Annotated in this window: 16 protein-coding genes; 13 read left to right on the top strand and 3 right to left on the bottom strand. The window is 59.7% G+C overall.

Annotated features, from left to right (window positions below; genetic code table 11):
* Positions 1-201: 201 nt before the first annotated feature.
* The gene (locus tag BT204_RS16650) at positions 202-1,326 is read right to left on the bottom strand and encodes a polysaccharide deacetylase family protein (protein ID WP_072447533.1); all 1,125 of its coding nucleotides are present in this window, start codon (positions 1,324-1,326) and stop codon (positions 202-204) included.
* Between the two features lie 241 nt (positions 1,327-1,567).
* Here BT204_RS16650 and yaaA point away from each other — a divergent pair, with 241 nt between their 5' ends.
* The 13 genes from yaaA (at position 1,568) to BT204_RS16580 (ending at position 19,710) form a co-directional block, all read left to right on the top strand.
* A complete protein-coding gene (yaaA, locus tag BT204_RS16645; protein WP_034128704.1) occupies positions 1,568-2,347 on the top strand; it encodes a peroxide stress protein YaaA in 780 nt (259 codons plus the stop codon).
* Positions 2,348-3,225: 878 nt separating this feature from the next.
* Positions 3,226-4,542, top strand: coding sequence for a nucleotide sugar dehydrogenase (locus BT204_RS16640; RefSeq protein ID WP_034128705.1), 1,317 nt, complete (start codon positions 3,226-3,228; stop codon positions 4,540-4,542).
* A gap of 81 nt (positions 4,543-4,623) precedes the next feature.
* On the top strand, positions 4,624-6,105 hold the full coding sequence (alg8, locus tag BT204_RS16635) for a mannuronan synthase (RefSeq protein WP_161794312.1): 1,482 nt from the start codon (positions 4,624-4,626) through the stop codon (positions 6,103-6,105).
* A gap of 37 nt (positions 6,106-6,142) precedes the next feature.
* Positions 6,143-7,309 carry an alginate biosynthesis protein Alg44 gene (locus BT204_RS16625; RefSeq protein ID WP_034128707.1) on the top strand — a complete coding sequence of 389 codons (1,167 nt, stop codon included), beginning with the start codon at positions 6,143-6,145 and terminating at the stop codon, positions 7,307-7,309.
* A gap of 8 nt (positions 7,310-7,317) precedes the next feature.
* Complete coding sequence (gene algK, locus BT204_RS16620) at positions 7,318-8,859, top strand: alginate biosynthesis TPR repeat lipoprotein AlgK (RefSeq protein ID WP_239695919.1); 1,542 nt, start codon at positions 7,318-7,320, stop codon at positions 8,857-8,859.
* Positions 8,856-10,346, top strand: coding sequence for an alginate export family protein (locus BT204_RS16615; protein WP_054921029.1), 1,491 nt, complete (start codon positions 8,856-8,858; stop codon positions 10,344-10,346). Before algK ends, BT204_RS16615 begins: the two co-directional genes overlap by 4 nt.
* Positions 10,346-11,914: a mannuronan 5-epimerase AlgG gene (gene algG / locus BT204_RS16610; protein ID WP_054921026.1), complete on the top strand. Its 1,569-nt coding sequence runs from the start codon at positions 10,346-10,348 to the stop codon at positions 11,912-11,914. Before BT204_RS16615 ends, algG begins: the two co-directional genes overlap by 1 nt.
* Before the next feature lie 11 nt (positions 11,915-11,925).
* A complete protein-coding gene (locus tag BT204_RS16605) occupies positions 11,926-13,374 on the top strand; it encodes an alginate O-acetyltransferase (protein WP_034128799.1) in 1,449 nt (482 codons plus the stop codon).
* Positions 13,375-13,382: 8 nt separating this feature from the next.
* Entirely contained in the window at positions 13,383-14,492 is a 1,110-nt protein-coding gene (locus tag BT204_RS16600) for a mannuronate-specific alginate lyase (RefSeq protein ID WP_054898941.1), read from the top strand.
* Positions 14,493-14,681: 189 nt separating this feature from the next.
* The gene (locus BT204_RS16595) at positions 14,682-16,214 is read left to right on the top strand and encodes an MBOAT family O-acyltransferase (RefSeq protein WP_003188730.1); all 1,533 of its coding nucleotides are present in this window, start codon (positions 14,682-14,684) and stop codon (positions 16,212-16,214) included.
* Between the two features lie 11 nt (positions 16,215-16,225).
* On the top strand, positions 16,226-17,398 hold the full coding sequence (locus BT204_RS16590; protein WP_054921024.1) for an alginate O-acetyltransferase: 1,173 nt from the start codon (positions 16,226-16,228) through the stop codon (positions 17,396-17,398).
* Positions 17,399-17,414: 16 nt separating this feature from the next.
* Positions 17,415-18,071 (top strand): alginate O-acetyltransferase AlgF, encoded by a 657-nt coding sequence (locus tag BT204_RS16585; protein ID WP_032893493.1) that lies wholly within the window; start codon positions 17,415-17,417, stop codon positions 18,069-18,071.
* A gap of 187 nt (positions 18,072-18,258) precedes the next feature.
* On the top strand, positions 18,259-19,710 hold the full coding sequence (locus BT204_RS16580; RefSeq protein WP_034128771.1) for a mannose-1-phosphate guanylyltransferase/mannose-6-phosphate isomerase: 1,452 nt from the start codon (positions 18,259-18,261) through the stop codon (positions 19,708-19,710).
* Positions 19,711-19,838: 128 nt separating this feature from the next.
* Here the strand turns inward: BT204_RS16580 and BT204_RS16575 are convergent, their stop codons facing one another.
* Positions 19,839-20,303: a hypothetical protein gene (locus BT204_RS16575; RefSeq protein WP_054898944.1), complete on the bottom strand. Its 465-nt coding sequence runs from the start codon at positions 20,301-20,303 to the stop codon at positions 19,839-19,841.
* Positions 20,304-20,773: 470 nt separating this feature from the next.
* Positions 20,774-22,263, bottom strand: a 1,490-nt coding sequence (locus BT204_RS16570; RefSeq protein ID WP_139271522.1) for an RHS repeat-associated core domain-containing protein, incomplete at its 5' end; no start/stop codon positions are given.

Here is a 22,263-nt window from a genome sequence, read left to right as displayed (position 1 = left end):
GTTTCGGCGGTCTGACTTCGTAATACCGCAAAACCCATGACAGGAAAAAGCACTTTGACGCTTTTTTGAAGTTTATTTTTCAGGATGACGAATAGCACTAGCCGAGTGCCATGTACCCCGTTAAAGTCGGAAGTCCGCCTGCATCGAAATGTCGCAGCAAATCGCCCCGAAAACACCCCATCCCCAGCAAAGCCGGGCACTTCATCGAAATGCCTCGCGACACTCCTGCCAGCCCAAGCCACTCTGCGCCGTAGCCTGCAACACCATCGGCAATCCCACCCGCGCCTTGTCCTGGGTGTCGTGAAACACGATCACGCCTTTGCGCCACAGCAGCATCAATGTCAGCACCCGTTGCGCCGACTCATCGGCCTTGAGCTTGCCCGGCTCGTCCTGGGAGTCGATGTCCCATAACGCCACTTGCAGGCCCTGTTGCTGGAAGAAGCCCTGGCTGTCCGCGCGGCGCTGCCCATACGGTGGGCGGAACAAGGGCACATAGTTTTCCGGCATCAGGTTCTGTACCAGCCCGGCACTGCGGGTGATGGAGCTTTGCCAGTCGACCCAATGGCTGTGGGAGCGGTACTGCCAGCCCTGAAGCCCCACGCACTGCCCTTGGTACAGCGCCTGCACATCGGCGGCGGAACTGCGCTCCACACGGGTTTGCAAGCTGCTGCCAAGGACAAAGAACGTCGCGTTCATCTTTTGCTTGCGCAGGTAATCGGTGAGCCAGTCGGTATTGCCGCTGACAGGTGCAGGGCCACCGTCGAAGGTCAGTAAAAACATCCGGTCATTGAGTTCATCACCGTTGCGCTCATGATCGCCAAAGCGCGCCACTTCACTGCTGATCTGCGGAAACAGCGCGGCCTTGCGCAACAACTCGTCCAGATAGCGTGCGTGAAAGTGCCGGCTGGGGGCGGCCCAGCCTATATAGAAAGAGTTGTCACTGACCTCGAACTTGCCGGCCTGCTCACGCAGGTCGTCCATGTTTTCCACCAGGTAGCAGAACGAGGCGTCTTCTTCGCAGCTCTGCTGGGCGAATGTGTAGTTCTCCAACAGCCGTTGCCAGAGCTGGCGACGCAGGTCGCCGATGGCGGCCAGGTTGATGTTCTTCAGCCCCAGGCGTTGCTTGAGCGCCGCGTCGTCCAGGGCTTCGCTGGCGAGCAGGCCGTGGGCGAACATCAGGATCTCCGCACGCGAAGCCACATCGAACAGCGCCGGGCTGGCGAGTTTTTCCGGCCAGGTACTACGGTCCAGGCTGGCGACATCCACCGGCGCGGCCTGGGCATTCAGGCACAGCAGGCAAGCGGACAATAAAAGCGCTAATCGCACACGAGGTCTCCCTCTACAGAGTTACCGCCCATCATAGCGGACTGGTCCGCCCTTTTTGTGTAGGAGCGAGCTCGCTCGCGAAAAACGTCCGGGCACCGCGTCTATTCAGTCTGCCAGCATTCTCGTTGACGACTTTCGCGAGCAAGCTCGCTCCTACAAAAACCGGGGCCTATCGGCTTGATAGGTGGAGTCGAACGCTCCAACCCCCTAGAATCCCCCCACGATTCCAGGAGCCAACTTCATGCTGATGGTGATTTCCCCCGCCAAAACCCTCGACTTCGAGTCCAAGCCGGTCACTGCGCGCTTCACCCAGCCGCAGTACCTGGACCACTCCCAGGAACTGATCGAGCAACTGCGCGAACTGAGCCCGGCGCAAATCAGTGAGCTGATGCACGTCTCCGACAAGATCGGTGGCCTCAACGCTGCGCGTTTCGGCAGCTGGACGCCGGCCTTCACTCCGGCCAACGCCAAGCAGGCGCTGCTGGCGTTCAAGGGCGATGTGTATACCGGCCTGAATGCCGAGACTTTCAGCGAGGCCGATTTCAGCTATGCCCAGGACCATCTGCGTATGCTCTCGGGCCTCTACGGCCTGCTGCGCCCGCTGGACCTGATGATGCCGTATCGCCTGGAGATGGGCACCAAGCTGGCCAACGCCCGCGGCAAGGACCTTTACGCGTTCTGGGGCACACGCATCAGCGAATGGTTGAATGAAGCCCTGGCCGAGCAAGGCGACGATGTGCTGCTCAACCTGGCGTCCAATGAGTATTTTTCGGCGGTCAAGCGCACGGCCTTGAACGCGCGGATCATCAATACCGAGTTCAAGGACCTGAAGAACGGCCAGTACAAGATCATCAGCTTCTACGCGAAAAAAGCTCGGGGCATGATGAGCCGGTTTGTGATTGAAGAACGCATCAACGATCCGGCCCAGCTCAAGCAGTTCGATGTACAGGGCTATCGCTTCAATGCGGAGCAGTCCAAGCCGGATAACCTGGTGTTTTTGCGCGATCACGCACCGGAATAAGGCCTGTACAGCCACCAACATCAACTGTGGGAGCTGGCTTGCCTGCGATAGCGGAGGGTCAGCCGACTCACATGTCGCTGATACACCGCTATCGCAGGCAAGCCAGCTCCCACATTTTTTGCCTGCATTTCACCCCACCAATCGTCATTTATTTGACGTCAAAAAATATCAAGACACATCTCTAACAATTTCTTCACTCGACACTCGTCGGTTTTTTTCGTAGTGGCACCACTTTTTTTTAACGGTAGTGGCACAAAACTATCCTCTCGCACCAACTCCCCATAACTACTGGCCTAAATAGCAAGTGCTATCAATATAGTACTAGTGCCATCTTTTCTAATATTTCAAAAAATTTCCGGAAAGGGGATGAGCGGCCCGGAACTTCGTCTTGAAGCACCGCTCATACCACCGGTAACGAAATTCTCTGTTTACGTAAGAGATGACTTACATACCGACCAATGGAAGTAGCCAAGTTGTCATAAAGCACTTTGGCTCGAGGGTCATATCATCAACTGATTGAGTTGAGGGCGGCGATAAGGACTCATTGCCAACCCCTAAAGGCCAAGGCAGCGCTGACCTAAATGAGCCAGTGTTAACACCCAAGGCGTTGATATCAAAAGGCTTCTTGCCTGTATCAAAGCCCTGCGGCACTGGCGCCGGCCCCTTCCGCCATGGAAAACCGGCTGCATTTCAGGGCAAGCCCCAATAACAAGGCCACGTTGCGCACAACTTGAGTGCAATAGTTAGTCACTCGCTATTTAACATGCCTGCACGCGGTAAGTCGGCGTCTATTCGCCTAACTTTCGCGGCATCAGTGACGCTTGCAAACATGAACTCCGGCCATCTAATGGCATGATTTAAACATAGAGGTAATTGCGATGCGCATCAGCATATTTGGTTTGGGTTACGTTGGCGCCGTGTGTGCCGGTTGCCTGTCTGCCCGTGGCCATGAAGTGGTCGGCGTAGACATCTCCAAGGACAAGATCGACCTGATCAATGCGGGTAAATCCCCCATCGTTGAACCGGGTCTGGGCGAACTGTTGAGCCAAGGCATCGCAACCGGTCGACTGCGCGGTACCACCAACTTCGCCGAAGCCATCCGCGACACCGACCTGTCGATGATCTGCGTCGGTACGCCGAGCAAGAAGAACGGCGACCTGGAACTGAACTACATCGAGTCGGTATGCCGCGAGATCGGTTTTGTACTGCGTGACAAGACCACCCGCCACACCGTCGTGGTGCGCAGCACCGTACTGCCGGGCACCGTGGCCAACGTGGTAATCCCGATCCTCGAAGACTGCTCCGGCAAGAAAGCCGGTGTTGATTTCGGCGTCGCGGTCAACCCGGAATTCCTGCGTGAATCCACCGCCATCGCCGACTACGACCTGCCACCGATGACCGTTATCGGCGAGTTCGACAAAGCCTCCGGCGACGTCCTGCAGTCGCTGTACGAAGAACTCGACGCGCCGATCATCCGCAAGGACATCGCCGTTGCCGAAATGATCAAGTACACCTGCAACGTATGGCACGCCACCAAAGTCACCTTCGCCAACGAGATCGGCAACATCGCCAAGGCCGTCGGCGTTGACGGTCGTGAAGTGATGGAAGTGGTCTGCCAGGACAAGACCCTCAACCTGTCCCAGTACTACATGCGCCCAGGCTTCGCTTTCGGCGGTTCGTGCCTGCCAAAAGACGTGCGTGCCCTGACCTACCGCGCCGGCTCCCTGGACGTGGAAGCACCGTTGCTCAACTCGCTGATGCGCAGCAACGAATCCCAAGTGCAGAACGCCTTCGACATCGTCTCCAGCCACGACAAGCGCAAAGTCGCCCTGCTGGGCCTGAGCTTCAAGGCCGGTACCGATGACCTGCGTGAAAGCCCATTGGTAGAACTGGCGGAAATGCTGATCGGCAAGGGCTACGACCTGAGCATCTACGACAGCAACGTCGAGTACGCCCGTATGCACGGCGCGAACAAGGACTACATCGAAGGCAAGATCCCGCACGTATCGTCCCTGCTCAACTCGGACTTCGACGAAGTGATCAACAACTCCGACGTGATCATCCTCGGTAACCGTGACGAGAAGTTCCGCGCCCTTGCGCACGAAGCCCCGCACGGCAAGCAAGTGGTCGACCTGGTGGGCTTCATGTCCAAGGCCACCAGCGTGAGCGGCCGTACCGAAGGTATTTGCTGGTAACAGCAACGGCAAGTTTCAGGCTGCCAGTGGCTTACCCCAGCGCTTGCAGCCTGAAGCCTCCTCACCTTGCGGATGACGCTTATGTCCAAGTTAAAACATGTATTTCTGCAATCTGCCGGCTGGCTGTTCTTTCTCAGCCTGCTGATGGGGCTCGCCCTGCTGTTGCCGGCGAGCACCTTCGATTCGCAATCGAAGAATTTTATTTTCCTGATTGGTGCCGTGGGTATCTGGCGCTACTCGATGGGCGCGACGCATTTCTTTCGCGGCATGCTGTTCCTGTACGTGGTGTACCCGCACCTGCGCCGCAAAGTGCGCAAGCTGGGCAAGGCCGCCGACCCGTCCCATGTGTTCCTGATGGTCACCAGTTTTCGTATCGATGCGCTGACCACCGCCCAGGTCTACAGCTCGGTGATTCGCGAAGCCATCGACTGCGGCTTCCCCACCACCGTGGTGTGCTCGCTGGTGGAAATGTCCGATGAGCTGCTGGTGAAAAGCCTCTGGGAAAAGATGAACCCGCCGGCTCACGTCAAGCTCGACTTCGTGCGTATCGCCGGTACCGGCAAGCGTGACGGCCTGGCCTTCGGTTTTCGCGCCATCTCGCGTCACCTGCCGGACGACCGCGCCGTGGTTGCCGTGATCGATGGCGACACCGTGCTGGCCGAAGGCGTAGTGCGCAAGACCGTGCCGTGGTTCCAGCTGTTCGGCAATGTCGGCGGCCTGACCACCAACGAATTCTGCGAAGTGCGCGGCGGCTACATCATGAGCGAATGGCACAAACTGCGCTTCGCCCAACGCCACATCAACATGTGCTCCATGGCCCTGTCCAAGCGCGTGCTGACCATGACCGGGCGCATGTCGGTATTCCGCGCCAGCGTAGTGACTGACCCGGGCTTTATCGCCGACGTGGAAAGCGACTCGCTGCAACACTGGCGCCTGGGCCGCTTCAAGTTCCTCACCGGGGATGACAAGTCCAGCTGGTTCAGCCTGATGCGCCTGGGCTACGACACCTTCTACGTGCCGGACGCCGCCATCAACACCGTGGAACACCCGCCGGAAAAGAGCTTTATCAAGGCCAGCCGCAAGCTGATGTTCCGCTGGTACGGCAACAACCTGCGCCAGAACTCCCGTGCCCTGGGCCTGGGCGTGCGTCGCCTCGGCCTGTTCACCAGCGTGGTGCTGTTCGACCAGCGCGTATCGATGTGGACCTCCCTGCTCGGCCTGACCGTGGCCATGATCGCCACCTTCAAGTACGGCGGCGCGTTCATCCTCGCCTACCTGCTATGGATCGGCATTACCCGCCTGATCCTCACCCTGCTGTTGTCGTGCTCCGGCCACAAGATCGGCCCGGCCTACCCGCTGATTCTCTATTACAACCAGATCATGGGCGCGTTGGTGAAGATCTACGTGTTCTTCCGCCTTGATCAACAGTCCTGGACCCGCCAGGACACCAAACTGACCCGCGATTTGGCCAGCTTTCAACGTTGGTTCAACACCTGGTCGTCTCGGACCATGACCTTCTCCGCCGGCAGCATCTTCGTTGCCGTGTTGCTGATGATGGTCTGACCCTGCCAAGCCTGAATTAACCTAGGAATTACACCCGATGAATAGCCAAGTAAACGCCAACGTTGTCCACGAATCCGAAGCCCAGCGCCAACACGCCCGGGTGAAAATCCCGGCCAAGCTGCGCTTCTTCAACAGCGACCGCACGCCGACCGAAGCAAAGGTTATCGACCTGTCCGCCGGCGGCCTGGCTTTCACCGCTACCCAGCCGCTCACCATCGGCCAAGTGCACAAGGGCCGCCTGCAGTTCGTGATCGACAACCTCGGCCTGGCCATGGACGTGGAGCTGCAGATTCGCTCCTACGACCGCCAGACCGGCCGCACCGGTTGCCAGTTCCAGAACCTCGATGCCCAGGATATTTCCACCCTGCGCCACCTGATCACCTCGCACCTGTCCGGTGACATCGTGACCATGGGCGACGTACTCGCGACCCTGCAACGCGACAACTTCACCAAGGCACGCAAGGTCAAGGACGGCGGCAGCGGCATGACCGCGTTCGGTCGCCTGCGCGCCGTGACCTTCAGCCTGGCGATCTTCCTGGTGGGCCTGGCGGCCTTCGGTTTTGTGGTCAAGTCGCTCTACGGCATGTACTTCGTCAGCCACGCCCAGGCCGGCCTCGTCAGCGTACCGGGCATGAACGTGACCATGCCCCGTGACGGCACCGTGCAAAGCCTGCTCAAGGGTGATTCGGTAGCAGCCAAGGGCGCGCCGCTGGCGACTTTCAGCACCAGCATGCTCGACGTGCTCAAGGGCCACCTGGACGAAGACCAGTTGCAACCGGCCAAGGTCGAAGAACTGTTTGGCAAGCAAATGACCGGCACCCTGACTTCGCCGTGCGATTGCGTGGTCGCCCAGCAACTGGTCGCCGACGGCCAGTACGCCAGCAAGGGCGATGTGATCTTCCAACTGGTGCCACGTGGCAGCCAGGCTAATGTTGAAGCCCGCTTCACCTACCGCCAGTTTGGCGATGTACGCCCAGGTACGCCGGTGAGCTTTCAGGTCGCCGATGAAGAACAGGTTCGCACCGGCACCATCGTCAGCAGCACCAGCCTGAACAGCGCCGACCTGTCCTCCGACATCCGCGTGCAGATCAAGCCTGATGCACCGCTGGACAGCACCTACGCCGGCCGCCCGGTAGAAGTCACCAGCGACCGTGGCCCATCGCTGAACTGGCTGATCGACAAAGCCATGGCTCACGGTCTGTAAGCGAGGACATGCCTGTGATGACTCTCTCAAAAACACCACAATCCCTGTGGGAGCGGGCTTGCTGTGGCGAGGGAGCTTGCTCCCGCTCGACAGCGCAGCTGGAGCCGGCTTTTGGGGGCGCTGCGCACCCCAGCGGGAGCAAGCTCCCTCGCCACAAAGGCAGTGCCCACATTGGTTCGGTAGCGTTGATCGCCCTAGCAATCAGCCTGGCCGGTTGCGCCGGCCTGCCCGACCAGCGCCTGGCCAACGAAGCCCTCAAGCGCGGCGACACCGTCACCGCGCAGCAGAATTACCAGCAACTGGCAGACCTGGGCTACAGCGAGGCCCAGGTGGGCCTGGCCGATATCCAGGTCGGCACCCGTGACCCGGCGCAAATCAAACAGGCCGAAGCCACCTACCGTGCGGCGGCAGATACGTCGCCGCGTGCCCAGGCACGCCTGGGTCGCCTGTTGGCGGCCAAGCCCGGCGCCACTGAGGCCGAACACCATGAAGCCGAAAGCCTGCTGAAAAAAGCCTTTGCCAATGGTGAAGGCAATACCTTGATCCCGCTGGCAATGCTGTACCTGCAATACCCCCACAGCTTTCCCAACGTGAATGCCCAACAGCAGATCAGCCAATGGCAGGCGGCGGGTTACCCGGAGGCCGGCCTGGCCCAGGTGCTGCTGTATCGCACCCAGGATACCTACGATCAGCACCTGGATGATGTGGAGCGCATCTGCAAAGCCGCGCTGACCACCACCGATATCTGCTACGTCGAACTGGCCACGGTCTATCAGAAAAAACAGCAGCCGGAACAACAGGCCGAACTGCTCAAGCAAATCGAAGCAGGCGTCAGCCGTGGCACCGTGACTGCGCAGCGCGTCGACAGCGTGGCCCGCGTACTCGGCGATGCCACCCTCGGTACCCCGGACGAAAAAACTGCCCAGGCATTGCTGGAAAAAATCGCCCCTGGCTACCCGGCGTCCTGGGTCAGCCTGGCGCAACTGCTCTACGACTTCCCCGAACTGGGCGATGTCGACCAGATGATGAAGTACCTCGACAACGGCCGTGCCGCCGACCAGCCACGCGCCGAATTGCTGCTGGGCAAGCTCTACTACGAAGGCAAGTGGGTGCCGGCCGATGCCAAGGCTGCCGAGGCGCATTTCGAGAAAGCCGTGGGCCGTGAAGTGGCCGCCGATTACTACCTCGGCCAGATTTACCGCCGTGGCTACCTGGGCAAGGTCTACCCGCAAAAAGCCCTCGACCACCTGCTGACCGCAGCGCGCAACGGCCAGAACAGCGCCGACTTCGCCATTGCCCAACTGTTTTCCCAAGGCAAGGGCACCAAGCCCGACCCGTTGAACGCCTATGTCTTCAGCCAACTGGCCAAGGCCCAGGACACGCCAGAGGCCAATGACCTGGCCACCCAGCTCGAAGCGCCGCTGACGCCTGAGCAACGCGCCGAAGGCCAACGCCTGGTGCAACAGGAACTGGCCGCCCGCGGCACCCTGGCCCAAAGCACGCTGCAACTGCACGCCCTGCAAGAAGAAGACGGCGAGGAATCCCTATGAAGCTCAACCCATTCGTCAAGGCCGGTATCGGCCTGACCTTCGCCCTGCTGTGGTCGTGCCCGACCCTGGCCGCGCTCACCGAAGCCAAGAACTTCGGCCTGGAAGTCAAAGCCACCGCGCAGTCTGAAGATGACCGCGACCTCGGCACCCAGAAAGGCGGTGACGTCAACGGCATCGGCCTCGACCTGCGCCCCTGGATCTACGGCGAAAGCGGCGCATGGAGCGCCTACGCCATGGGCCAGGCAGTGGTTTCCAGCGATATCATCGAGACCGACACCCTGCAACAGTCGGCCGATGACACCACCGAGCAGCAGTCGAGCAACGACGACCGCAAGGCCAAGAAAAACTACCTGGCCCTGCGTGAGTTCTGGGTCGGCTACAGCGGCTTCACGCCCTACCCCGGCGAGATCCTCAAGTTCGGCCGCCAGCGCCTGCGCAATGACGACGGCCAGTGGCGCGACACCAACATCGAAGCGTTGAACTGGACCTTCGACACCACCCTGCTCAAGGCCAACGTCGGCGCTGCCGAACGTTTCAGCGAATACCGCACCGACCTCAAGGAACTGTCGCCGGTCGACAAAGACCGCCAGCACTTCTACGCCGACGCTGCCTACCAGTGGACGCCGGGCCAGTGGATCGGCGTGCGCGGCCACCACACCCATGACGACGGCAAGCTCGACTACGCCGAACCGGGTGTCGCCAGCGACCCGTTGGACAAGCGCGAAAACGGCGACCTGACCTGGCTGGGCATCGAAGCCAACAGCGACGCCTACAACTGGCGCAACACCAACACCGTCAACTACTGGGCAAGCATCACCGGCATGCGCGGCGACCGCGACAAGGTCAACGCCTTGAACGCTGACGGCACACGCCCCACCAGCGCCAAGCGCAGCGATGACCTGAGCGGCTGGGCCACCGATATCGGCGTGCGCCTGCGCCTGGATCCGCAGTGGCAAGTGGGTGCCGCGTACTCGCGCGCCAGTGCCGAGTACGAACAGAACGGCCTGCAAAGCAACCGTTCGAACTGGACCGGCACCCAGTCCCGCGTGCATCGCTTCGGTGAAGCGTTTCGCGGTGAAATGAACAACATGCAGTCCATGAGCCTGTTCGGTTCCTGGCAACTGCGCGAGGACTACGACGCCAGCCTGGTGTACCACAAGTTCTGGCGCGTGGACGGCAACAAGCCGGTGGGCAGCAACGGCATCGACGCGGTGCAGAACAACACCGATGACGTCACCGGCGCGATCCTCTCCAGCACCTCCCTGCCCCTTGAAGACGGCAAGAAAGACCTCGGCCAAGAAATGGACCTGGTGGTCACCAAGTACTTCAAGAAAGGCTTGCTGCCAGCCGCGCTGAGCCAGTCGATCGACGAGCCTTCAGCCCTGGTGCGTTTGCGTGCCGGTGTGTTCAAGCCCGGCGATGCCTATGGCAGCCAGGTCGACTCCTACATGCACCGCGCGTTTGTCGACGTGGTCTGGAAATTCTGATGGGAGCCTGCGCCATGAATGCTCAAAGCCTACTCGTCGCGGCAATGCTGATGGCCAGCGCCACAGCGTTTGCCGATACGGCGGCCAAGGCGCCGATCATCGCCAAGGAACTGCAACAGGCCAAAACCTACACCATCTCCAGCCCGCCCACCGCGCCGTTGGAAATGGCCAAGCCGGCGCTGCCCGACCTGTCGGGCTACACCGCGCAGGCGATGGAAAAGAAAATCGTCAAGACCAAAGTCGGCAAAATCAGCATCCGCCGCATGATGCAGGAAGACGCACTCAAGGACTTTATCGGCGGCGATAACAAGATGGCCGAATGGGTAGTGCGCCAACACGGCATTCCCCAGGCGATCTTTGTCGACGACGGCTACATGAACCTCAAGGACCTGCTGGGCAAGGTGCCCAAGCAGTACTTCAGCGAAACGTCGCCGGGCGTGTTCCTGGCCAAGTTGCCGATCGTGGTGGGCCGTAAAGGCATCCTCGATATCGACAAAAACACCCAGGAACTGCGCCTGTCCCAGCAAGCCGGCTCGTTTTTGATCAACGACGGCCAGCTGTTCGTGCGTGACACCAAGGTCACCGGCTGGGATGAAAAAACCAACGGCCCGGCGCTGTTCAAGTCGGCCAAGGAATTCCGCCCGTTCCTGCTGGCCTGGGGCGGCACTGAGACCTACATCTCCAAAACCAAGATGGCCAGCTTCGGCTATGCCAACAGTAAGTCGTACGGGGTGAGTATTTCCCAGTACACGCCGAACATGGCCAAGGTGCTCAAGCGCCCCGAGCCCACCGGTTGGATCATTGACTCCGAGTTCTCGGACATGTGGTACGGCTTCTACTGCTACGAGACCACGGGCTTTGTGATCAAGGGCAATACCTACAAAGACAACATCGTCTACGGCATCGACCCCCATGACCGTTCCCACGGCCTGATCATCGCGGACAACACCGTGTACGGCACCAAGAAGAAGCACGGCATCATCATTTCCCGGGAAGTGAACGACAGCTTCATCTTCAACAACCGCAGCTATGACAACAAGCTTTCGGGCCTGGTGATCGACCGTAACAGCGTGAACAACCTGATCGCCGACAACGAGATCTACCGCAACCACACCGACGGCATCACCCTCTATGAGAGCGGCGACAACCTGCTGTGGGGCAACAAGGTGATCAGCAACCGTCGCCACGGGATTCGCGTGCGTAACAGCGTGAACATCAAGCTCTACGAAAACACCTCGATGGCCAACGGGCTGACCGGCGTGTACGGCCACATCAAGGACTTGACCGACACCGACCGCGACATCGCCCTCGACCCGTTTGACGCCAAGGTGTCGCTGATCGTGGTTGGCGGTGAACTGGCGGGTAACGGCAGCGGGCCGCTGTCCATCGACTCGCCGTTGAGTATCGAGCTGTATCGCGTGTCGATGCTCGCGCCGACCAAATCCAGCGGCATCAGCTTCTCCGGCATCCTGGGCGACCGCCAGGAAGAAATTCTCGACCTGCTGGTTCGCCAGCAGAAAGCCGTGCTGATCGACCCCGTCGAACGCCAGACCGAATTGCAGGACTGAGGATGACCCTTATGCACCCACACATGATCAAACTGCTGAGCCTCTCGGGTCTGACCCTCGGCCTGCTGGCGGCCAGCCAGGGCGTACGCGCCGATGAAGTCAAAGCTCCGACCTTCACCGCCGAACCCTGCTGCAGCCTGTGCCCGGCCGCCCATGACGCGAAGAACTACACCACGCGCTACCAGCAGAACTTCACCACCCTGGTGCAAGCCCAGGGCGACTGGCTGTTCCGTACCCAGGAAGACCTGCGCACCGAGTTCGACACCACCCCGGCCGGCTACAAGCGCATGCAGCAGCTGCACGATGCGTTCAAGAGCAAGGGCGTGGAACTGGTGGTGGTCTACCAGCCGACCCGTGGCCTGGTGAACCGCAACAAGCTCAACCCTGAGGAAAAGGCCAAGTACGATTTCGACAAGGCCCTGACCAACTACAAGACCATGCTCGGCCGATTCGCCAAGATGGGCTACGTGGTGCCAGACCTGTCGCCGCTGACCAACGAGCAACTGCCGGATGAGTTGCCGGCCCACGATTTCTACTTCCGTGGCGACCAGCACTGGACCCCGTACGGCGCCCAGCGCACCGCGAAAATCGTCGCGGCCAAGGTCAAGCAGATGCCGGAATATGCCGAGATTCCCAAGCGCGAATTCGAGACCAAGCGCTCGGGCCGCATGGGCAAGACCGGCACCCTGCACAACATGGCCGGGCAACTGTGCGGCACCAGCTATGCGATCCAGTACATGGACCAGTTCACCACCGAACCCAAGGGCGAAGCCGGTGACGGCGACCTGTTCGGCGATTCGGGCAACCCGCAGATCACCCTGGTGGGCACCAGCCACAGCGGCAAGAACTACAACTTCGCCGGCTTCCTCGAAGAAGAAATCGGCGCTGACATCCTCAACGTCGCCTTCCCCGGCGGTGGCCTGGAAGGCTCGATGCTGCAGTACCTGGGCAGCGATGAATTCCAGAAGAGCCCACCGAAGATACTGATCTGGGAATTCTCGCCGCTGTACCGCCTCGACCAGGAAACCATCTACCGCCAGATGATGGCGCTGCTGGACAACGGCTGCGAAGGCAAGACCGCGCAGATGTCGGCCAGCACCACGCTCAAACCGGGCAAAAACGAACTGATGGTCAACAGCGCGAACAAAGACCTGCGCAACGCCAACCATCAGGTGGATATCCGCTTCGCCGATCCGTCGGTGAAAACCTTGCAAGCCACCCTCTGGTACATGAACGGGCGCCACGAGGACATCAAGATCGAGAAACCCGAAACATCCGATACAGACGGGCGTTTCGCCTTTGAACTGCGCACCGATGAAGACTGGGCCTCGCAGAACTTGCTGGCCGTGGAAGTGCAGGGCCCCGAAGCGGGCGCTGCGGCGCAGAAGGTTGAAGCGAAAATTTGCACACGCAACGTATTCCCAAGCGGTGGTCAGCAGACCGCCCAACTCGGGAAGTGAGGTTACTTATGCAAAAGTTATTGCTCCCTACCCTGCTGGGCCTGGCCGTGTTTGCCGGCTCCGTGAATGCGGCCGCGCCGTTGCGCCCGCCCCAGGGCTATTTCGCACCGATCGAAGCGTTCAAGACCGGCGACTTCAAGAATGATTGCGACAGCATGCCAACGCCCTACACCGGGCCATTGCAGTTTCGCAGCAAGTACGAAGGCTCCGACAAGGCCCGTTCGACCCTGAATGTGCAGTCGGAAAAAGCCTTTCGCGACAGCACCGCCGACATCACCAAACTGGAAAAAGACACCAGCAAGCGCGTGATGCAGTTCATGCGTGACGGTCGCCCGCAGCAACTCGAATGCACCCTGAACTGGCTGGTGTCATGGGCCAAGGCCGATGCGTTGATGTCCAAGGACTTCAACCACACCGGCAAGTCCATGCGCAAATGGGCATTGGGCAGCATGGCCTCGGCCTATGTGCGCTTGAAGTTCTCCGAGTCGCAGCCGCTGGCCAAGCACCCGCAGGAAGCCCAGCAAATCGAAGCCTGGTTCAACAAGCTGGCCGACCAGGTGGTGAGCGACTGGGACAACCTGCCCCTGGAAAAAACCAACAACCACTCCTACTGGGCCGCCTGGTCGGTGATGGCAACGTCCATCGCTACCAACCGCCGCGACCTGTTTGATTGGGCGGTGAAGGAATACAAGGTCGGCGTGAACCAGGTCGATGACCAGGGCTTCCTGCCGAACGAATTGAAGCGCCAGCAACGCGCCCTGTCGTACCACAACTACGCCCTGCCGCCGCTGTCGATGATCGCCAGCTTTGCCCTGGTCAACGGCGTGGACCTGCGCCAGGAAAACAACAGCGCGCTCAAGCGCCTGGGCGACAAGGTGCTGGCCGGGGTGAAAGACCCGGACATCTTCGAGCAGAAGAACGGCAAAGAGCAGGACATGAAGGACCTCAAGGAAGACATGAAATTTGCCTGGCTTGAGCCCTTCTGCACCCTCTACACCTGCGCCCCGGACGTGATCGAACGCAAGCATGGCATGCAACCGTTCAAGACCTTCCGCCTGGGCGGCGACCTGACCAAGGTCTACGACCCGGCGCATGAAAAAGGCAACAAAGGCAGCTAGTCGCTGATCGTTCCCACGCTCTGCGTGGGAATGCAGCACGGGACGCTCTGCGTCCCAAAGCGTGACGCACAGCGTCACAAGAGGCATTCCCACGTAGAGCGTGGGAACGATCACAACCTCCCCCGAAATCGTGGGGGGGTTTGGGGGGGCTCCGGCCCTTGACTGTTGGTTAAACATGGAGAGATCGGGATGGTTTTCTCGTCCAATGTGTTCCTGTTTCTGTTCTTGCCGATCTTTCTCGGCTTGTACTACTTAAGCGGGCAACGCTATCGCAACCTGCTGCTGCTGATTGCCAGCTACGTGTTCTACGCCTGGTGGCGAGTGGACTTCCTGGCGCTGTTCGCGGCCGTCACGCTGTGGAACTACTGGATCGGCCTCAAGGTCGGTGCCGCCGGTGTGCGCACCAAGCCGGCGCAGCGCTGGCTGTTGCTCGGCGTGGCGGTCGACCTGTGCATCCTCGGCTACTTCAAGTACGCCAACTTCGGCGTCGACAGCATCAATGTGATGATGAAGTCCGCGGGACTGGAGCCGTTCATCCTCACCCACGTGCTGTTGCCGATCGGGATCTCGTTCTACATCTTCGAGTCCATCAGCTACATCATCGACGTGTACCGTGGCGACACTCCGGCGACTCGCAACCTCATCGACTTTGCGGCGTTTGTGGCGATCTTCCCGCACCTGATCGCCGGTCCCGTGCTGCGCTTTCGTGACCTGGCCGACCAGTTCAACAACCGCACCCACACCCTGGATAAATTCTCCGAGGGCTGCACGCGGTTCATGCAGGGTTTCATCAAGAAGGTCTTTATTGCCGACACCCTGGCGGTGGTGGCCGACCATTGCTTCGCCCTGCAAAACCCCACAACAGGCGATGCCTGGCTCGGCGCGCTGGCCTACACCGCGCAGTTGTACTTCGACTTCTCCGGCTACAGCGACATGGCCATTGGCTTGGGCTTGATGATGGGTTTCCGCTTCATGGAAAACTTCAAGCAGCCGTACATCAGCCAGTCGATCACCGAGTTCTGGCGGCGCTGGCACATCAGCCTGTCCACCTGGCTGCGTGACTACCTGTACATCACCCTGGGCGGCAACCGCAAAGGCACCCTGACCACTTACCGCAACCTGTTCCTGACCATGCTGCTCGGTGGCCTGTGGCACGGCGCGAACATCACCTACATCGTGTGGGGCGCCTGGCACGGCATGTGGCTGGCGATTGAAAAAGCCATCGGCCTGAACACCGCGCCGCGCAGTTTCAATGTGCTGCGCTGGGCCTTTACCTTCCTGCTGGTGGTGATGGGCTGGGTGATCTTCCGCGCCGAAAACCTGCACGTTGCCGGGCGCATGTACGGTGCGATGTTCAGCTTCAGCGAATGGTCGTTGTCGGAACTCAACCGCGCCAACCTTACCGGCCTGCAAGTGGCAACCCTGGTGGTGGCCTACGCAACGCTGGCGTTTTTCGGTCTGCGCGACTTCTACACCAACCGCCCGGCCGACAAGGCCAAGCCAGCCGACCCGAGCCTGATCAAGGCCGTACCCGGCGACAATCCTGGCAGCATCCACGAGCCCGGTTTCAGCGTGGGCCGTGACGCTGCCGTGCAACCGGCCTACTGGACCGCTGACTGGCCACGCTACGCCATGCGCGCTGCGGTGCTGCTGCTGTTCGTGGCGTCGATTCTCAAACTGTCGGCGCAGAGTTTCTCGCCGTTCCTTTACTTCCAATTCTGAGGGAGCCGACCATGACCCGTTCATTACGCGTCCTCTACATAAGCCTGTTCCTGGTGCTGCTGCTGGCACTGGGCGCCTGGTCACTGCGCAGCTTCTTTGGCTTCAGCACCAACGCCGATGCCACGGTGCTTAACGGTCGCTGGACCAAAGCCGTCGAGACTCACTACGACGACGAGTTCCCGATCAAGCGCCTGGGCACCAACCTGTGGGCAGCGCTGGACTACAAGCTGTTCAATGAAGGCCGCCCTGGCGTGGTGCTGGGCCGTGATCACTGGTTGTACAGCGACGAGGAATTCAACCCCGCCGTCAACGAAGACCAGAACCTGCAAGGCAACTACGCGCTGGTCGAAGGCGTACGCCAGAAGCTCAAGGCCCAGGGCATCCAACTGGTGATGGCGATCGTGCCGGCCAAGGTACGCCTGTACCCGGAGCACTTGGGTGAGGTGAAACCGGCGAGCATCCACGCCAACCTGTACCAGGACTTCCACGCCCGCGTGGCGGCAGACAACATCCCGGCGCCAGACCTGCTCGGCCCGCTGCAACAGGCCAAGCTCGCCGGCAAGCAGGTGTTCCTGCGTACCGATACCCACTGGACCCCGGACGGTGCCGAAGTCGCCGCCAAGCAATTGGCCAAGGCGATTGCCGACAAGACCCCACTGAGCGGCGAGCCGCAGCGTTTTGTCACCGAGGCCGAGAAAACCGAACCGCATAAAGGCGACCTGCGTTTGTTCCTGCCCCTGGACCCGCTGTTCGAAAACCTGATGCCACCTAAAGAGCCGCTGGAAAAACGCGTCACCCACCTGGCCGAAGAGAAAGGTGATGACGCGCTGTTCAGCGACAGCGAAACCCCGGTGGCACTGGTCGGCACCAGCTACAGCGCCAACCCCAACTGGAACTTCGTCGGTGCACTCAAGCAAGCCTTGCACAGCGACGTAGTCAGCTACGCCGAAGACGGCCATGGCCCGATCCTGCCGATGCTCAGCTATCTCAAAAGTGATGACTTCAAGAACAGCCCGCCCCAGGTGCTGATCTGGGAGTTTCCTGAACGCTATCTGCCCGTGAATAACGAAATCGGTGATGCCGACCCAGCCTGGGTTGCGCAGCTTAAACAAGCCGGTTCGCGCCAACAGAACATGGCAATCAACACATCTAAATCCGAGACGCCCGACCGGGCGCAAAACTGAAAGAGAGGTAACTCACATGACTTTCACTACTACTCCTCGTCGTCTCGCTAAAACCCTGGCTATCGCAGCAGGCTTGAGCTTCGTATCCCTGTCGGCCTTCGCTGCCGGTGATGCCGCCCTGTACGGCCCGACTGCACCAAAAGGCTCCAGCTTTGTACGTATCTACAACGCCAGCAACCAGGAAGTCAGCGCCACCGTCGGCAGCACCAACCTCAGCGACGTTGCGCCACTGGCCAGCAGCGACTTCAGCTTCATGCCGGGCGGCGACTACAGCGCCAAGGTCGGCAGCCAGACCTTGCCGGTCAAACTGGCTGCCGACCACTACTACACCCTGGTCAACAGTGGCAGCGGCCAGCCGCAGTTGATTGAAGAGCCCCCGTTCAAGAACAAGCAGAAATCCCTGGTGCGCGTGCAGAACCTCAGCGACAAGGCCCTGACCCTGAAAACCGCCGATGGCAAGACCGATGTGGTCAAGTCGGTGGCTGCCAAGGGCCGTGGCGAGCGTGAGATCAACCCGGTGAAAGTGAGCCTGGCGTTGTATGACGGTGACAAGAAAGTCGGCGATGTGAAGCCGGTTGCGTTGGAACGCGGTGAAGCGGCGGTGCTGTATGTCACCGGCTCGGGCTCGAGCCTGTCGCCAGTGTGGGTGAAACGCCCAGTGTCGACCCGCTGATTATTTCCCTGAGTTGACACGCCCCCTCGTGGGAGCTGGCTTGCCTGCGATGGCGGTCTTGAAGGCGCCATCGCAGGCAAGCCAGCTCCCACGCTGAACGGGTTTCAACTCAGGACCGAGACAAAAACAAGAGTGAAACGACAAACCTTCGTAGCTCTGACCCAAACTGATTCAAGGAGAAACACCCATGATCCCAGTAATCCTTTCCGGTGGTAGCGGCTCACGTCTTTGGCCGCTTTCCCGTAAACAGTTCCCCAAGCAGTTCCTGGCCCTGACCGGCGAGCACACCTTGTTCCAGCAAACCCTGGAGCGCCTGGTGTTCGAAGGCATGGACGCCCCCATCGTGGTCTGCAACAAAGATCACCGTTTCATCGTCAACGAGCAACTGAGCGCACGCAAGCTCGACTGCCAGCGCATCCTGATGGAACCCTTCGGCCGCAACACTGCGCCGGCCGTGGCCCTGACCGCGATGATGCTGGTCAACGAAGGCCGTGACGAGCTGATGCTGGTACTGCCCGCCGACCACGTGATCGACGACCAGAAAGCACTGCAACGCGCACTGGCCCTGGCCACCGTGGCCGCCGAGCGTGGCGAGATGGTGCTGTTCGGCGTGCCGGCCACCCGCCCGGAAACCGGCTACGGCTACATCAAGTCCACCAACGACTCGCTGCTGCCTGAAGGCGTGAGCCGCGTGCAGCAGTTCGTGGAGAAACCCGATGAAAAACGTGCGGTCGAGTTCGTCAAAAGCGGTGGCTACTTCTGGAACAGCGGCATGTTCCTGTTCCGCGCCAGCCGCTTCCTCGAAGAGCTGAAAAAGCACGACCCGGATATCTATGACACCTGCGTGCTGACCCTGGAACGCAGCGAGCAGACCGCCGACACCGTGACCTTTGACGACTCCACGTTCGCGTGCTGCCCGGACAACTCCATCGACTACGCCGTGATGGAAAAAACCCAGCGCGCCTGCGTAGTCCCGCTGGCAGCCGGTTGGAGCGACGTGGGCTGCTGGGCGTCGCTGTGGGCGGTCAACGATAAAGACGCCAACGGTAACGTGAGCAAAGGCGATGTAGTGATCCAGGACAGCCGCAACTGCATGGTGCATGGCAACGGCAAACTGGTGTCGGTGATCGGCCTGGACAACATCGTGGTGGTGGAAACCAAGGACGCGATGATGATTGCCCACAAGGACAAGGTCCAGGGCGTCAAGCAGATGGTCAACACCCTCAACGAGCAAGGCCGCAGCGAGACCCAGAACCACTGCGAAGTCTACCGCCCGTGGGGCTCCTACGACTCGGTGGACATGGGCGGCCGCTTCCAGGTCAAGCACATCTCGGTCAAGCCGGGCGCGTGCCTGTCGCTGCAGATGCACCACCACCGCGCCGAACACTGGATCGTGGTCAGCGGCACCGCCGAAGTCACCTGTGACGACAACGTGTTCCTGCTCTGCGAAAACCAGTCCACCTACATCCCGATCGCCTCGGTGCACCGCCTGCGCAACCCGGGCAAGATCCCGTTGGAGATCATCGAAGTGCAATCGGGCAGCTATTTGGGTGAGGACGATATCGAGCGCTTCGAAGATATCTACGGTCGCTCGACACCGGTTGAACGTGGTGTATCGGTGAAAACTATCGCGCAGTAAAACAGTCGTACAAGAAGCCCTCGCCCAGCCCATTGCGTCCCCTATCCGCAGTGGGTTGGGTGGGGGCTTTTCGGTTCAATGACCATCAAAACAGACAGAAAGCTCCTCGCGGGATGTCAGGCCTGTTTTTAACGAACCCAGTTACGCGGTGCAAACGCGTTGTAATTGCCGTCCTCCTTGGGTTCAGCATTTTTATACGTGTTCTTGCCGATTTTCTCCGCCGCTTTACCCCCCCACATCAGCGCCGAACCTGCGACTTTCGAGGAAACGCCACCTGAGCTTGCCATCTTCTTGCCGGCCACCTTCGCCATCCCGCCAACGAACGTCAACGCGGCCCCATAGGCTTTGTCTTTCGAACTGTCGGTGCTATGAAGTACTGAGGATGGCAAAACATGCGAACGAATTGTATCGCCGAGGCCTTGCAGCACAGTTTGCCGCAAGCTCGTAAGCCCCATACTTTGCATACGCGGCCCCGAGCGCGATTCGAGGGGGGCGGCACTCGCTTGCACGGGTCCTGCCTGGCTGGAGGCCTCCGCTGGTGCGGACACGCTGAGAGGGGTGGACAGGCTTACAGCGGCGTCTGAAATATTCATAAAAAACTCACATTGTATAAGTGCAACGTTGGGTTCCGTCGTTGATCAACCAAGCCTCCTTGCGCAAACTGTGTGGCAAGTTATTCAAACCGGTTCCCACATCGTCGGGTGCAATGACCTACGTTGACCCTTGCCCTCATCTTGCCGATCCTTGCGCCTACCACGACGCATTCGTGATGAGGTTTGACGGCCTCAGAGATTCATAGGATCCCTTCTTTTTCAGAAGATCCATGTCAGCTATGAGTGGGTTGGGTGGGGGCTTTTTATTTGGACTGTATAACGCCTGTACACAGTTACTCGCCAGGGCCCTTGCGGTTAACATTAAACTTGTTTGAAGTATCCCCGCTTTATCGTCGACAGTTTTGCCTGCTCCTTTATATGTGCGGTTTCCCCTTCCCAAGTAGCAGTACTGTGTCGCGCCATATATAATTTTGCGCCAAACTCATCTATAGGTTTCACACCGTTCGCCCCTACATAACCATTGAACTTTCGGGGAGATATAGTGCTATCCGACCATCGCTCAAACCGGTTATCAGTCGGCTCCCCCCCCAAAAATCTATCGGCCCTGGAATCGTACTTTCCAAGGTATCGTGCCCCTCCCGACTGGGATGAAACCCCGCCAACAAGTAGAAACCTGTAGCACTCATCGCCACGCCACTCGCTTCGACCCTTTGAATCGACTGTTCCTCAGCGTCATACGTCAACTCTAAAAGCAGCAGGGAACCGTAGCCTTTCCCCTCGGGCTTTGCATCAAACAAATGAACATCTGCAACTCGTTTCTCAGCGTCATCGCGCACCACATACTCTATATATCCATGAACGGAAGAGTTTTGTTCCTCACTACCATCAGGGTTGGCTCCCACGTAACTAATTCTGTTACTGCCATCTTGGAATGTTTGTCTGGTCACCAGTATATTGGCCGTGGCCGCGCCTCCGCTTGGCGGGATCCACACGTAAACTTGCGTCTCAGCGATGTGCGTAGATGATCGCTCTTGGATCACGCTGTTTTTTTTCAGCCAGGCTGGCAGCATTCTTTGAAATAGAGAGGGCGATGCCGACTTGTTGATCTCTTCTTTCGTAGGTACCAGACCTTCATCATCTCTGAGCAAAACCGGATTATTTCTGACCATTCTATACAGATTCAAACCGTCGATCCGTCCCGCCGGATCAGGGTTAATCCAACGCTGTAACCACGGCACGTAGTACCTGAACCCATAGTAATAAAGCCCCGTCGCATCCCGCTCCTTGCCCGAATAACGCAACGTGCGATAACTCTCTTCGCTCGAATCACCCTTCTGCGTGAAGGCCGTCGTACCAAACGGATGATACGTCTCGCGAGTGATGATCCGCGCTTCACTGTCCAGTTCCAGCGAACAAGAGCCCAGATGATCGCTAAGGGTGTAACGGTATTGATCATTCGCCAGTTGCTGCGGCACCGCGCCTTCCCAATGCAACACCTGCACCGTGGTGCGGCCGGCCTGGACGGTGACGACGTGCAGTTTCTCGCCATCCCCATCGCGCGTTTCCAGCCCTGGTAGATATCGGGTCTCACTGACCAAGGTGCGGGCGTTGGTTTGCGTCGTGCGCACCTTGCGCTGGCGCATGCCGTCGGCACCGTAGACGTAGCGCTCGGTGTCATTGAGGCGCAACGTGCGCTCCACCATATGCACATGGCTCAGTTGGTTACGTGCATCCCAACTCAGTGTTCGGCCCCGGTCCAACATCAACAGGTTGCCGCTGGCATCGAAGGCTTCGGCAATCTCCGCTTCGGTCGGTGGCCTCCCGCCCACCTCGGGCAGGCAGCGATTACTGTGCTTGGCCGCCGTCAACACACGCCCATGTTGCTGTGGGCCGTGGTGGATCAGCTCGAGCAAATTGCCGCCAGCGTCGTAGCGATAGGTTTGACGATAGTTAGCCACGGCAGCCGGATCCTCGAGATGAGCAGGCCCGCGATTAGCGC

The sequence above is a fragment of the Pseudomonas sp. NFPP02 genome (genome assembly GCF_900119355.1).
Taxonomy (GTDB): domain Bacteria; phylum Pseudomonadota; class Gammaproteobacteria; order Pseudomonadales; family Pseudomonadaceae; genus Aquipseudomonas; species Aquipseudomonas paracarnis.
Note: the sequence above shows the minus strand (reverse complement) of the source record. Positions and strands in the feature narration are given on the sequence as shown.